This window comes from Pelagimonas sp. (assembly GCF_050633425.1).
GTDB lineage: Bacteria > Pseudomonadota > Alphaproteobacteria > Rhodobacterales > Rhodobacteraceae > Pelagimonas.
Window position 1 is genome coordinate 1 of sequence record NZ_JBOEGM010000036.1, and the last position, 13777, is coordinate 13777.

The window sequence follows — 13777 nt, forward strand, 5'->3', positions numbered from 1 at the left end:
CTTTTATTAGGGTACTACGACATGTGCACTTGACATGCAATTTCCCCCGTGCAAGCTTCCCCCGAGGGCAGCCACTCTGGTTTGCCCGCATGGGAGGTTTTTATGAGAACATTCGTTTACGCCGCCGCTGCGGCCGCTTGTGCATTTCCGAGTTTTGCCGGTGAAATTGCCACCTACAGCTTTGCGTCCGAGACGCTGGGGCGGGACTATGCCTACACGGTCTATTTGCCTGATGGGTACGACGACAGCGGGCTGACCTATCCGCACATGTATCTGCTTCACGGGTCGGGCGGGAATGAGACGAGCTGGGTGGTGGATGGCAAGGCCAAGCAGATCCTCGACGAGGCGATTGCCGATGGCACCATGCCACCCGCCGTGGTGATCATGCCGGGCAGCCTGAGCTGGTGGGTCGACGGATATAACGAGCCTGCCGAGACGGCATTTTTTGATGATCTCATCCCGCACATCGAGGCCACGTGGCGGGTGATCCCCGAGCGCGAAGGTCGGGTTGTTGGTGGGCTCTCTGCCGGGGGCTACGGCACGGTGAACTTCGTGCTTGAGCACCCCGAGATGTTCGCTGCCGGGGCCGCCATGTCACCCGCCGCCTATGTGCCGCAACCGCCCGCTAGCTCTTCGGCCAACCGCCATGCGGCCTATCTGGACGCCGATGGCAACTATGACCCGGAAAAGTGGACCGAGCTGAACTACACGGCCTATCTCGACGATTACCTTGCGGGGGATGTGGTGGTGCCGATGTATATCAACTCGGGCGACCATGACTTTTTAGACATCGCCTACCACGGTGCGGTGCTCTACCAGAAGCTGCGGGAGCATCAGCCGAACGATGTGGAATACCGGGTGATCGACGGCGATCACGAGTGGCAGGTCTGGATCGACACGCTGCCCGAGGCGCTGGGCTATGTTTTCTCGCACACGGTCCTGCCGCGCGGCGAAGTGCCGATGGCGGCAAGCCAGTAACGCGAACGGTGGCGCGGCCCGGGGCAGGGCCGCGCCATATATTGTTCAGGCGGCCAGCGAGATGACCGCGTGGTCGCCCAGATCGGGCGTGTGCTCGCCGAGGTTGGCGCGCAGCATCTCCATGCCGAATTGGAGGGCGTTGGCATCCACCGTCCAGACGGCGGCCTCGTGCAGCGGCATTTCCAGCAGCAGCACCTTCGGGTCGTCGATGCCGCCTTCGAACCACATGGCTGCGGCGGGCGACCAGAGATCTTCCAGCTTGTTGCGATCATCCGAGGCCGTGATCGGGCCGGACATGCAGGCATAGACCTCGCGGTCGCTGGTAGTGAGGGTGAAATGGGCCTGTGCACCCGTGCCGACATCGCGGGCCAGGCCAGTGTCGCTGGCGGTGATGAACCGGAGCATGCGCGCGTCCTTGTCGAAATAGTGGGTCATCGGCTGTGCGTGCGAGTTGCGATCGCTGATGGCGAGCATCCCGGTGCGCTCGTCTTCAAGGGCATCGAAGAGTGCGGTGCGCAGGGATTCGGTGTCACGGTCGTTCTGGTGGTGGGTCATGAAAGCCTCCTTTGCAGGTCAACATTTGGAGGGGGAGCGCGGTTCCTCGCGGGGCAGACCAAAAAAATGTATATACAATCGCGATACATTGTCGTAACAAGAGCGCACTCAAGAGAGGAAGCCAACCCGCGTGGCCAAGAGCAGCAAGCCCAAGAAGGACCGCAAGGACAGCCAGCTTATCATTCGGATCAAGAAGGATGAGCGCGACGCCTTTGTGGACCTTTGCGACGAGCTCGACACAAGCGCCGCACGCGAGATCCGCCGGTTCATCCGTGGGTTCGTGAAGGAAAACGGCTCTGACACAACTGACTGAAAGGACCGAGCAATGGCCAAGAAAGCCAAGATCAAAGAGCTGAAAAAAGAAGTGAAATCCCGCAAGGCGAAGATCGCCAAGCAGGAGAAGAAGCTGAAAGTCGCCAAGAAGGCGCTGAAGAAGGCCGCCTGATGGCACGCCTGACCGATATTGCGGGCATTGGCCCGGCCATGGCGGCAAAACTGGCGGGGGCGGGCATTGCCGACCCTGCCGCTTTGGCAGCGGCCCCGGTTCCAACGCTGACGGCCATTCCGGGAATCTCGCCTGAGCGGGCGCGCGCGTGGAAGACGGCGGCTGCCGATCCCGCCGCGCCGACGTCGCCGGTCAAGCGTGCTGCCAAGGCACCGGCGCCGCGCCGCGCGGTTGCAGCGCCTGCGGCCAAGGCCGTGCCGGTAGAGCAGACGGCATCCGCCGGAACGGTCGCCCAGGCCGAGGCATTGGCCGAAAAGAAGGAAGAGCTCGCGGAGGCCGATCCGAAGCCGGCAAAGACAGCCAAGGACGCCGCAGCCAAGAAGAAGGCGGCTGCCAAGAAGGCTGAGCGCAAGGCCAGGAAGAAGGCCGAGGCAAAGAAGGCTGCGGAAAAGAAAGCCAAGAAGAAGGCCGAGAAGGCGAAAGCCGACACGGCAGCGAAGAAGAAGGCCAGCAAGAAGGCCGCTTCGAAATCTTCCAAATCAGGCAAGAAAAACAAGAAGTAACACCAAAGGACGGGCAGGGCGGTTGATGCCGTTTTGCCCGCTGCGAAAAATCTTGGAACGGGGCGGAAATTTCTCTTGATCCGAATCCGGAAAAGCCTCACATGCGCGCTCAAGACGCCAACGCACGCGCCTCTGGCCGGCACATCATCGCCTGTGTTTACGTAGCGACGGTAACGTCTCCCTTGGAAGTGAGCGGTCATGTATGGCCGGGTCTATTGGAGATGACCATGACGATGATGTTTGATGGCGCCCTGGCGTCTGCTCCCGTATCCGTGCCCTCCCGTGTGGAGGCCTTCATCCTCGCCAACACGTTCGACAAGCCAACGCTGGTGATCGACACCGACGCGGTGGCCCGGCAGTTTCACGCGCTGAAGGCCGGCCTTGGCGGCGCGGCCATTCATTACGCGGTGAAGGCCAACCCGGCCCGCGAAGTGCTGGAGCGGCTGCTGGCCGAGGGCTCCAACTTCGATGCGGCCTCGCGCGGCGAGATCGAGCTGTGCCTGTCGCTGGGTGCGCGGCCCGAGCAGATCAGCTTCGGCAACACCATCAAGCGCGCTTCCGACATTGCGTTTGCCCATGCCGCGGGCCTCACCCTCTTTGCTGCCGACAGCGAGGAGGAGCTGGAGAAGATCGCCGAGCACGCCCCGGGCGCGCAGGTGTATATCCGCCTGCTGGTCGACAACCCCGAGGCTGACTGGCCGCTCAGCCGCAAGTTCGGCTGCTCGCGCGAGACGGCGCTGGCGCTGCTGGGCCATGCAGTGGCGCTGGGGCTCAAGCCTGTGGGCTTCTCCTTCCACGTGGGCTCGCAGACCAAGCGGGCCACCATGTGGCAGGGCGTGCTCGACCATGTGGGCGGTGTCTGGGCCGATGCCCGTGCCGCTGGCCATGCGCTGGAGCTTATCAACATCGGTGGCGGCTTCCCGGCCTTCTACGGCGAAGAAGTCGACGCCCCCACGGCCTATGCAGATAGCGTGCGCCGCATGGTCGAGGCCCGCTTCCCCGGCGCCCGCATCATGGCCGAACCGGGCCGTGGCATGGTGGCCGAGGCCGGTGCAATTGCCGCCGAGGTGTTGCTGGTCTCGCGCAAGTCAGAAAACGACCTGCATCGTTGGGTCTACCTCGACATTGGCCGGTTCTCCGGCCTGGCCGAGACCGAGGGCGAGGCGATCCGCTACCAGATCGCGACCCCGCATGATGGCGAGGCCACCGGCCCCTGCATTCTGGCAGGCCCGAGCTGCGACAGCGCCGACGTGCTCTACGAGAAGCGCCCGATGCCGCTGCCGATGAGCCTGAAGGCGGGCGACAAGGTGGTGATCCGCAGCTGCGGCGCCTACACCTCGTCTTACTCTTCGGTCGGTTTCAACGGCTTCCCGCCGCTGGATGTTGTGGTGATCTGATCCGCAGCCGTTGTTTCGGCAGGCCTCGCGTTTCCCGGCATCTGGGAGGATGGCGCGTCGTTCCCAAGTGGACGCGGCGCGCGATGAAAGCGTTCTGATGGCCGCCATTGGTGCCGCCCGGTCGCAAGGCCGGGCGGTTTCCGTTTCAGGGGCCGTTCTCAGGCCGGGGCCCGGCTGGTAGGCTGGTGCGGAGGAAACGGGGGCGTGGTGCACCGCGGTATGCCGATAAGCTTCTGAAATCGCGATGCTCTTTTTCTTTACAGGGCGCCGGGCAACGCCTAGCAGGGAGCAAACGAGGGACGACAATGGCCGAGATCGAAGACCACCCGTTGCGCTACCAGCTGGCGAACGAATTGCATGCCCGGCCTTTTCCGGCGCTGGATGTGCCTTGCCGCGCAGCCTATTTCGCACTGAAACCGACCGAGGGCGCCGCCGGGCGCGACCGGGAGGCGGAGCGGGCGCACTTGATCGACCTGCTGGACCGGCACGGCGCGCCGCATCCGCAGCCGGACGCAACGCATTATTCCGGCCAGCTCGGGCGCCATCAGATCAAGTGGGAGAGCCATACCGAGTTCGTGACCTACACGATCTTCGGCTTCGGCGTGGCCGATCGACCCTTTGACGGCGAGACCTTCCGGATGTTTCCCGAAGACTGGCTGGCAAAGGCTCCCGGCGTCCGGGTCACATCGGCGCTATTGCGGGTGGAAGCGATGCCCGAGACGCCCGAGGCGGTCTCCCAGAAGATCGACGGCTGGATGGTGCCGGAGAGCGTGGCGGTCGCGGAAGTGGTGGACGGCGACGTGATCGTGAGCACTGACTTCCGCATCGATCCGGCGGGCCATGTGCGCTTTGCCTGCTTCGTGAAGCCGGGAGTGGGCGCGCACCGGGTGGGGCGCGTGCTGCAGCGGCTGACCGAGATCGAGACCTACAAGGCGATGTCGATGCTGGGGCTGGGGCGTGCGCGCCGGTTGGGCAAACCGCTGAGTGACCTCGATGACGAGCTTTCGGACATGATGGACGCGATGACGGGCGAACGTGTGCGCCCGGCGGAGGAAGAACTGACCAAGCTGCTGCGGGTTGCCGCAGATATCGAGAGCCTGCTGTCGCGTAGCCCTTAATTGGGTTCTGCCTCAATTTGTGTGGCGCAACTATCCTGAGCTTGGAACATTCGGGAGGGATAGTCGTGATTTCAAAAAAGCACTGGTCGCCCGGGAGCGACGTTTCGGTTCAAGGCGTTAAGCGACGTGATTCCGGCGGGTGGCTTGTATCCGGTGTTTTGGCACCGAGAGGCATCTGCCCAGATTGTGGTTTGCATTCTCGGCGTCGTCACGGGTGGCGGCAAAGGCGGCTACAGGATTTACCTGCACTTGGCGACAAGGTAACAATCGCACTCTGGGTCTGCAGGTGGCGATGTCGCGCTTCCACGTGCCCGCGGCGGACTTTTTCGGACTACACCTCGTCAATTGCGCGTCCATTTGCACGTCGAACTTCGCGTGCTGATGACATTGTAGTTCATCTGGGGCACGCCACGGGTGGACGGCCTGCCGAGCGGCTCTTGCGCCGTTTAGGCGTCGGTGTCAGCAATGACACGGTGCTGCGACACCTCAAGAAGTGTGCGGAAAGCGTCGCCCCGCCGCCAACGGTCATTGGCATCGACGATTGGAGCTGGCGCAAGTCGCAGACTTACGGAACCATCATCGTCGATCTCGAGCGGCAGACCGTAATTGATATTCTTCCGGATCGGAGCGTTGAAAGCTGTGCGAGCTGGCTGCGGCAGCACCCTGAGATTGAAGTCATCAGTCGGGATCGTTGTGGCGGATATGCGAAGGCCGCACGTCAGGGTGCACCGCAAGCCCTGCAGGTCGCAGACCGTTTCCATCTCGTCCAGAACCTGCGCCAGGCCATTGAAGAGCAGATGAATATGCATGGCCGCGCCACCGGGCGGGCGCTATTGTCAGATGCCGAAAACATCAGCACGGCCAATCATCTACTGCGATCGCGTCTTGCTCATCGGAAATCACGTGAGGAAATTTTCCGAAACATCCATGCGCTTCGTGATCAAGGGCTGTCTTGTAGCGAAATTGGACGTCGGACCGGCTTCCCGCGTCGTAGTGTGGCGAAGTGGTTGAGCTCCGACTCGCCACCAGACCGCCGCCGAGCTGCATTGAAGCCCACGTCGCCGTGGTATTTTGAGAGCATACTGGCCGATCTCTGGAAACAGGGTATCCGGTCCGGCCAGGAATTATTGGTCGAAATTCAACGCCATGGCTATGAGGGCAGCTTGTCTCATTTGCAACGTCTGCTGGCCGGATGGCGAAGGGATGAACAAACCGTTCTAGCAGGCCCGACCGACACGCCGCTGCCCCTGGCGCCTGTGCGGGACCCGCAAACCGGTCACGCCATTTCGCCGGTTGTCGCAGCGGCGCTCTGTATCAAGCCGCGACGCAAATTGACCGCAGACCAGGCCCAAAAGGTAGATGCATTGAAGGCCGGATCGCCAAGCTTTGCCACGATGCGGAGCCTTGCCATGCGGTTTCAGGGCATTTTGCGCGGCGACCAGTCCGCCCCGCTGGACGCATGGATCGACCTGGCCATTGAGACTGGCATCCCACCAATCATGCGCTTTGCCCGCACGCTGCACCGCGACATCGAGGCCGTGCGCAATGCCATCGAACTTCCGTGGAGCAACGGTCAGGCTGAGGGCCAAGTCAATCGCCTGAAGACCCTCAAGCGCGCCATGTACGGTCGCGCCGGACCAGAACTCCTCAGAGCCCGAATGCTGCCACTGCGCCACACAGATTGAGGCAGAACCGATTTAAGGGCAACGCGACAGCCGTCCAGCGCAACCTAGCATGGATGGAAGCGCATGGTCTGGTTCGCGAGCTGACCGGGCAGGGGCGGTATCGGATGTGGCGAGTGTATGCGTGACTGGTGCCGACGAAGTGTGAAACTTCATCTGAGCGCCACCAACTTTATGCTCGACCATCGACGTGTCCGGCCTGGAGCCGCCATAAGCCACTGCTTGATGCCGCAGCGCAGTTTTACCAGACCAGCCATTTGTGCATCGTGCAGCATCCGCCAGTATGGCTCGTTCCTGCCGTTAGATCGACCGCAAAATCTCGTTGAACAGAGGAGATGTCCGCCACCCGACCTGCGAGCACTCTCCCGAGGATACTACTGGCGAGATCAAATCAAATATATACTATTGATGATTGGGATACATTTTAGCATAAAAGTGCGAGTCCTGTTTCGTGAAGATCATCCGATGACCACAACAACTGACCTTGAACCAAACGTGATCACCGAACAGGGCCTGCGTGAGCTTACGGAGCAGGGGCATGGAGTCGAAGTGTTGTGCCTGACCGACCCAGAACGCAAAGGGCCCAGCTGGTATGGCCTCTGGATTATGCGGACTGTAGGGGCTGACGACAACGAAAAGCTCCTTGTGACTGCAAGAACGCGCCTGACGCAGAATGCGATCAAGGTGCGAGAGTTCAAGACAGCGACAGGCGTGATTTCCTTCCTGATTGGCATTGGGTTCGCTAACGCAAACATCCCGCTCAAAGAAGGCGAAACGACTTTGCACAGGCTAATCAACAGCCAAAGGCTGTGACCTGGTCACCAGCCGATGTCACGATCCTTCTCGACCTCCTGTGCGCGCTCGCCTTCGATGTCTAGCCGCGCGCGCATTTCGCGGAAAGCCGCGCGCGGCTGGCGGTCGGCATGAACTACGGCCCCGCGCTCTGTGACCTAGACGTATTCGCCCGCTGAATGCGCAAAGCACGCTTCCTGCGCATTGCTTGCCTTGATGCTTGGTGCAGCATGGAAGGGCGTTGAGCCTGAGTCCCCAATAGCCGCATTTGTGTCTTTGACAGGACGCCCTTGCAGGTGCAGCAAACTCACGCTCCCCGCCCTGCCTGCAAGTCCGCCAGCCGACGTGTCCGGCCCGGAGCCGACCTCCAACCTTGGTCTGGGATGCTGCGTTGCGGCCCGTCATTGCGGACATCGCCCCGCAGCCCGCCGATGTTTAGCACCTAAGGAAGCTTGAAAAGAAGACTGGGGTTCGTTTCTGGAAGGACAATTACCAAAGACGACTTTGCGCGGCTTAAGGCCACGTAAAGCTTGCATCTTCCGTAAATCGTGTTGCCAAAGCTGGCACGGTCACAATGCATGATCATTGTGTTGCTGCACTCGAGGCCCTTGGCTTTGTGAACGGTGGAAAGCGTCTTCGGTAGTGGTTTGGGTCGAATTACACTGCGGCGCATCGTAATTTCGGCGTAGCCTTTGGAGGCGTCTTCATACTGTGCGAGCCTTTGCGCTTCCCAGAACTCGCGCATGAGATCGACCTTTACGTCAGAAAAACCTGCGGCAGAGCTTTTGATGAATTGATCAATCTCTGCGATCGCTTTCGAAATGCCTAAGTGGTTGGGCTCGGCCAGCAGCATCCTAGCTAGACCTTGTATGTTTCCGGGTTTACCTTTTCGGGTTTTACCGCAATTGCATTCGATTTCAGCTTTCAAAATGTTGCCGTGCGTTGAAGCGGTGAAGCCTTTTGCAGTAGATGACATGAACCTCGTAAGTGCTTCCGCAGCCCTGACTGCGTTGCCATCGACGGACTGGATGTCTGTTAGCAAGATAGACAGTGCGTCGCGCGTATGGCCTTCCCAAATCGGAACCTTCCGGTTCCAGAATGATCGCAAACTGCGCACCAGCTCATTACCACTGGCAAGAACAAAAAGCTCTTCGTGACCATTCAGGTGGTCATCCAGGGGTTTTCGTTCCGGCCACCCGACACGGTAACCGCCATAATTCGGTGAAATGTTCTCTGCAGCAATGACTTTGATGGAAGCGGGAAGCCCCGAGGTCAAATCGAGCGGCTCGTTTGCCAAAAGGGCTTGGCGTGCACTCAGAACCCAATTGCCCAGATCCGAACATCCTTTCGCGTCCTTGGTCCAGCGATGCGGTTGATCCAGCTCATCATGAGCCGCGCTAGCGACCAGTGCCTCCCAACGTGCTCGGTGCCGTTCGGCCGCCTTGGCGTTGCTCTCGTAAATGCTCTGCATTCGATCACCGAAGATGCGCAGTTTCGCGCCTTGCCCATGTATGGCCATGACGATCTGGTGATGATCCGGCGAGGCGTCTTGGTGCTCGTCACAAACAATGATCGGGTAACGGCGCGCCAGAGCTTCTGGCACAACTGGGTTTTTCTGAAGGAATGCCGCAACCCGAGCCGCAATCTCTGAGAACCCGTTGTGAGTATATGCCCAAACCGTCGGGTCTGGCGGAAGGTCGAGCACCTTGTGGTATGCGCCGGCGATCTGGCAGATCAGCGCATCGATGGTCCTGATCTCGACCGCGTTGCCAGAGATGAACCTCGTTCGATCCCCAAAAACGTCGCAGGCCGCATTGGTATGCGTGAGGATGAGCATTCGGCCGTTGCCGAGTGTTGGCGCGATGTCATGGGCATATTCTGCGCCCTGAAAGGTCTTGCCGCAACCCGCAGGTGCCTCAATCACGACCAGTGACTCATCGCTCCGCAGCAAATCGAATACGGACTGATCAGGCATTCGCAAGGTTTTCGGCAACGGTGAGCCCGACGGACGCCAATATGGCCGCAAGCAAGGGAAGCAGGCGCTCCGAAAGGCCGTTCCATCCACCAAGCGCTATCGCCTTTTGGGCAAGTTCAGCACCGCCAGCTTCAGACTTGAACCAGCTAGACGAATGGCTCTTCCAGGCTTTTTTCTCCCCTTCGGGTGCGTCGTCCGAACGCCCGCTTGCCGCCTCAATAACAAGCTGCTTCAAGGATTTGTTGGTGCCGCCTAGAGCAGCACTAATGCTGTCCAGCGTCCTTTCTTCGGCTCCGCAGCGAACCTTCAGGTGTTGTAGGCGGGTGCCTGTCTGATCTTCCCCTACAGCGCCGATCAACGCTGGGATTTGATCTTCAGGAATGGCAGAAATGACCGCTTCTTCAGTACAACCTTCCTCCCATTGGAGCAGCAAATCGCCCATCTTTTCTTTCAATTCTGCCCAACTATCGGTTTTTACACCTTCATTGTCGGCCAGACCCGCAAATTTGAGTCTAGCCTCTACAAGAGCTTTAAGCAGCTTTCTTGTGTGGTCGTTGCCTTGGCCGTTGCAGACACGAATTCCGTGATCGAGGGGGGCACACCCCAGTGCCAATTCCAGAAGGTAGTTGAGAAAACCCACCTCCGTGACACCCTCTGCGATAACTGCGACGCGTGACAGAAACGTTTCGGGATCGTTTTTTTGCTGCTTGCCAACTAGCTCGGAAGGCAGTGTGCCCAAGCGGCCGGAGCTGTCCATGTACCACAGGTGCGCTTCTGGCGCTGAAGCAATCGCAATTGGGCTGTGCGTCGTGACAAATTTCTGGCCGTCTTGCCCGGAAAGATCGGCGAGAAACTGTCTTAGCCGATATGGCTCAAGCCCGCGTTCGATTTCATCTACGGTGATGAAAGAGGGTGCGTTGCTATTAGCAGCGCCGATTTCAAGGCTGGCCAGGCGCCTGGTTCCGGCTCCCCAGCTGGATAGCGGAAGTTGTGTGTCCGCACTCTTTTTAGCCAACAATCCGACAAGTGCACCGATCGAGATGCCCTTGGAACTCGTCAATCCGATCGACACACCGCCAGGAAGGGCTTTTTCGCCAAACTTGGTATCGAGGGCCACGAGCGCTTCCTTTGCCTCATCCGACAGTTCGTCCTGAAGATTGATACCAGCAACCTGCTTTCCTATGCGGGAGCGCAAGGACGGATCGCCAATATGTCGATCCAGAGCAGACCCGTAGACCAATCTGAGGTCTTTGTCGTTCCGCTCATCACTTGGGAGCGAAACCAATCCGATCTGTCTTCGGAGCCCAACAGAAAACCGGATCGTGCTTCCGTCTGGTTGAACGATCTCCCACAAGGTTTCTTGCTGATTGTTTGCTGTGAACCGGACTCTGTAGACCTCGTAGTTTTCGCCGTTCTCTTCGTTATTGTCCGGAACAACGGCTTCCTTTCCATCCCAATGCCAAGGGTAGGCCATGTTCGGCTGGGTGTTGATATCGATCTCATTGCCCAGGCGAACTACAGCCTCGATAAATAAACTGGTCGCAGTGTCCCTCATCCAATAATCTGTTTCGGAAGCGTTGAATGAAGTTGATGGCGAAAAAAGAAGGTCTACGGCCTCTAGCACCGTTGTCTTTCCCGTGTCGCCGCCCCCTAGGACGAAATTCATGCCAGCGGCGGGATGCCACTCAAGATCATGAATCCCTCGGAAGTTTCTTATCGTCAGCTTGAGAATCCTCGATGACATGATGATACCGCTCTCTCCAAACAACTTCTGGATTAGAATGCACTTGGCGAACCAGTCGCACAACTAATAGCTGAAGTGTCCACGCTCGAACGTCGGCTATCGCCGAGCGAACCCTAAAACGTCGTATCTACAGCGGACTGCTGTTTCCCGCCCCGTCTGCGGCAAGTTTGCGCGCGTTGAACATTTCACAGACAACAGGATTGCTGAAGTCACACTGCCGCAATCTCTTGGCCCTGACCAGTCAGCCCTTCCAGTTCAAGCACGACGCATCCTTTCCGACAGCCCGATAAAGCTGCCAGCCAGGTTCAACGTCCCGATGCGGTGACGTTGGAGCATGGCGCGGAGATATCCGCTTGGATTCGCAACAGGCGTTTTCGGATGGAAGCGGTTGGCGTCGGTGACGATCAGGAACAGCGTTGCGGCAAACTCTCCAACGCTTTCGATCGCGTCGTGCCAGATCCTGTCATTGATGCCCAACTCAGGGAGCCTGCGCCGCGCGGCCAGTTTGAAATGCAGCTCGCTCAAAGGTTCATGCCTTTGCTGCTCGGCATCAAGGTAAAACTGCATGTCAGGTGAGCAAAGCCTGTAGAGCTGTTGGGGTGTCAACCATGCGAAACTTTGGGGGTTGCGTAATCGGCCGGCCCCTTCACGCTGCTTTTCTCTGCAAGTTGCGGCGCCGTCAGGCGCAGCATCCAGCACCTCTTCGGCCTGAGGTTCGTCCAAGGGCTTTGGTTCGTCGCACGTGCCCTCATCTACAAGATAATCTTGTTTTGAGTCTTGTATATGAGGGGGGAAGTTGTCGTCCGCTTGAGCGGAAGAAATACCATGATTTTGATAGGCATCGAGGCTTGAACATAGCGCTTTGGCGGCGATGAGATGGGCTTCCAACTCGTCGAGCCCGAGGCTGCGCAGATCACGGCTGGCAGGCCATTCGAGAAAGGATGTACAGAGGCTCTGCAGGGCCGGGACCGTACCGTGTCTGCTTGTCAGCTCGATAAGGCTTTCCTTGGCATGGCGGTAAAGGACGCTGCGACGGCGCGCCAGATGTTCAATGCGGTCTCTTTCGGCACGCATTTGATCCCGCAATGTCAGCAGAGCCGGGAAGACTTCGATCAGGCGCGATAACGTCAGCCCGGCCCCACCTGCACGGCTGCGTCCGCCATTGGCGGCCACGCGTTTGTCGATGAAGCGAAACACTTTTGCGAGTTTTGCTTCTGCAGCTCGTACAGCCCGGGGTGTCCGGCCGAGCTTTGCTGCGAGGGTCGTCTGTTTGGCGTAGCAGATCGGCTCGACTTCCCCCTCTGTCCAGTCCCGAGGTCTTGTATGGGTGATAATGCACACCAGCGTCATGGCGAGATTGGCGCTCATGCCGATGTAGGGTGCGATTTCCACGATCAATTCCTGAACGTGGCCGCGCTGGAACCCTCTGGGAAGAGCGGGGAAGGGGTGTCGTTGTAATGCTTGCATGAGTCTGTCCTCGTCGGTTGGGCGAGGTCGGCAACAGGCAAAAATTCATCGTTCGCACAGATGCGTTTATTGCTTGATTGGCATGTTGGGAGAATGCTAAACGCGATCTGTCACGATCTGTCCTGTGGATCACCTATCCTCGGACTTTAGTATTCCCCCTCGCTTGGTTGCCGCCTCGCGGGGGGTTTGCTTTTCTAGGTTCGGCGTGTCGCTCTCTGTTGATGGATTGATTTTGGCGATCGATCTGTGAAGCCCAGCGGGTGATCGCAGTGTAGCGGATCAATAGCGCACGACTTCAAACCCATGGTTGCCCTCGTAATCGCGCCATTCCACGCCGACAGCGCGAACCCAACTCGAGGCATTGCACTGTCGTGAAGGGATAACCCAGGACGGAACGGCAGAAGGATGGGACCGGTCCCAACGGAAGTCGCCCTGCGTCCCGTAGGTCCCCAAGGTGATATTGTAGCTTTCCCGGCAATCATCGTCGCGTCCACGCTCTCGATGACTGTAATACATCACGTTCCAGACCTTTATGCTCCGGACAAAATCGAAGGCAGGTTCTGAAATATCGATGTCCGAGACGCCGTTTTCGTCAGAAATCTCACCGGCGACCTCTTGGATCGTTGGGGCGATTTCACCGGCTGCAAACCTTGGCTGAAAAATGGCTCTGTCGCTGGTTTCAGTCACAGCCGCGAGGGTAAAGGGTGCGTCGGATGTGGATTGTAGCGGCGCCTGTGCAAAAGCGTAATTGTACAGACGTTCGCCTGGTGTTGCCCCTGGCGCAGTATTCATCGCTGCGCGCATGGGGCAGCGCCAGATTTGCAGTGGCGGTTCGATGGGCCAAGGCGTGATCCGACGGATAAACTCCGCGCGAGCACGGGCGCAGGGAACCGACGCAGGCCAACCGCCTGCGAGGCACAGGAGGATCGCACAATCGATCTGGTAGCCTTGTGCTGCGGCAGGTTTGGCAGCAAGCGGTGTAAGCCCGATCGCGATGATCGCGGCAGTTGACAGAAGCCGCATCATAACAGAGCGCCGCCGCTAACCCGTTGGCGTATAAT

At 59.1% G+C, this 13777-nt stretch carries 12 protein-coding genes; 7 read left to right on the forward strand and 5 right to left on the reverse strand.

The genetic code is table 11. From position 1 onward, the window contains the following. The first annotated feature begins 102 nt into the window (after positions 1 to 102). Positions 103 to 978, forward strand: coding sequence for an alpha/beta hydrolase (locus ACRBB0_RS24305; RefSeq protein ID WP_431377073.1), 876 nt, complete (start codon positions 103 to 105; stop codon positions 976 to 978). Between the two features lie 45 nt (positions 979 to 1023). Here the strand turns inward: ACRBB0_RS24305 and ACRBB0_RS24310 are convergent, their stop codons facing one another. Next, positions 1024 to 1533: a pyridoxamine 5'-phosphate oxidase family protein gene (locus ACRBB0_RS24310; protein WP_431377074.1), complete on the reverse strand. Its 510-nt coding sequence runs from the start codon at positions 1531 to 1533 to the stop codon at positions 1024 to 1026. A gap of 130 nt (positions 1534 to 1663) precedes the next feature. Here ACRBB0_RS24310 and ACRBB0_RS24315 point away from each other — a divergent pair, with 130 nt between their 5' ends. The 6 genes from ACRBB0_RS24315 (at position 1664) to ACRBB0_RS24340 (ending at position 7551) form a co-directional block, all read left to right on the forward strand. Next, entirely contained in the window at positions 1664 to 1846 is a 183-nt protein-coding gene (locus ACRBB0_RS24315; protein WP_431377075.1) for a hypothetical protein, read from the forward strand. 131 nt (positions 1847 to 1977) lie between these two features. Then, the gene (locus tag ACRBB0_RS24320) at positions 1978 to 2541 is read left to right on the forward strand and encodes a helix-hairpin-helix domain-containing protein (protein ID WP_431377076.1); all 564 of its coding nucleotides are present in this window, start codon (positions 1978 to 1980) and stop codon (positions 2539 to 2541) included. A gap of 227 nt (positions 2542 to 2768) precedes the next feature. Then, entirely contained in the window at positions 2769 to 3938 is a 1170-nt protein-coding gene (locus tag ACRBB0_RS24325) for a type III PLP-dependent enzyme (protein ID WP_431377077.1), read from the forward strand. Positions 3939 to 4243: 305 nt separating this feature from the next. Continuing rightward, the gene (locus ACRBB0_RS24330) at positions 4244 to 5056 is read left to right on the forward strand and encodes a DUF3422 family protein (RefSeq protein ID WP_431377078.1); all 813 of its coding nucleotides are present in this window, start codon (positions 4244 to 4246) and stop codon (positions 5054 to 5056) included. A 65-nt stretch (positions 5057 to 5121) separates the two neighbouring features. After that, positions 5122 to 6741: an ISL3 family transposase gene (locus ACRBB0_RS24335; protein WP_420824325.1), complete on the forward strand. Its 1620-nt coding sequence runs from the start codon at positions 5122 to 5124 to the stop codon at positions 6739 to 6741. A gap of 462 nt (positions 6742 to 7203) precedes the next feature. Then, positions 7204 to 7551: a hypothetical protein gene (locus tag ACRBB0_RS24340; protein WP_431377079.1), complete on the forward strand. Its 348-nt coding sequence runs from the start codon at positions 7204 to 7206 to the stop codon at positions 7549 to 7551. Positions 7552 to 7972: 421 nt separating this feature from the next. Here ACRBB0_RS24340 and ACRBB0_RS24345 read toward each other — a convergent pair whose 3' ends face one another. The 4 genes from ACRBB0_RS24345 to ACRBB0_RS24360 all read right to left on the reverse strand — a co-directional run bounded on the left by ACRBB0_RS24345 (position 7973) and on the right by ACRBB0_RS24360 (position 13742). After that, positions 7973 to 9505 (reverse strand): UvrD-helicase domain-containing protein, encoded by a 1533-nt coding sequence (locus ACRBB0_RS24345; protein WP_431377080.1) that lies wholly within the window; start codon positions 9503 to 9505, stop codon positions 7973 to 7975. Beyond that, a complete protein-coding gene (locus tag ACRBB0_RS24350; protein ID WP_431377081.1) occupies positions 9498 to 11249 on the reverse strand; it encodes an ATP-dependent nuclease in 1752 nt (583 codons plus the stop codon). Before ACRBB0_RS24350 ends, ACRBB0_RS24345 begins: the two co-directional genes overlap by 8 nt. 255 nt (positions 11250 to 11504) lie before the next feature. Further along, on the reverse strand, positions 11505 to 12716 hold the full coding sequence (gene repC / locus ACRBB0_RS24355) for a replication initiation protein RepC (protein ID WP_431377082.1): 1212 nt from the start codon (positions 12714 to 12716) through the stop codon (positions 11505 to 11507). Between the two features lie 279 nt (positions 12717 to 12995). Beyond that, positions 12996 to 13742 (reverse strand): hypothetical protein, encoded by a 747-nt coding sequence (locus tag ACRBB0_RS24360; RefSeq protein ID WP_431377083.1) that lies wholly within the window; start codon positions 13740 to 13742, stop codon positions 12996 to 12998. Between the last annotated feature and the right edge of the window lie 35 nt (positions 13743 to 13777).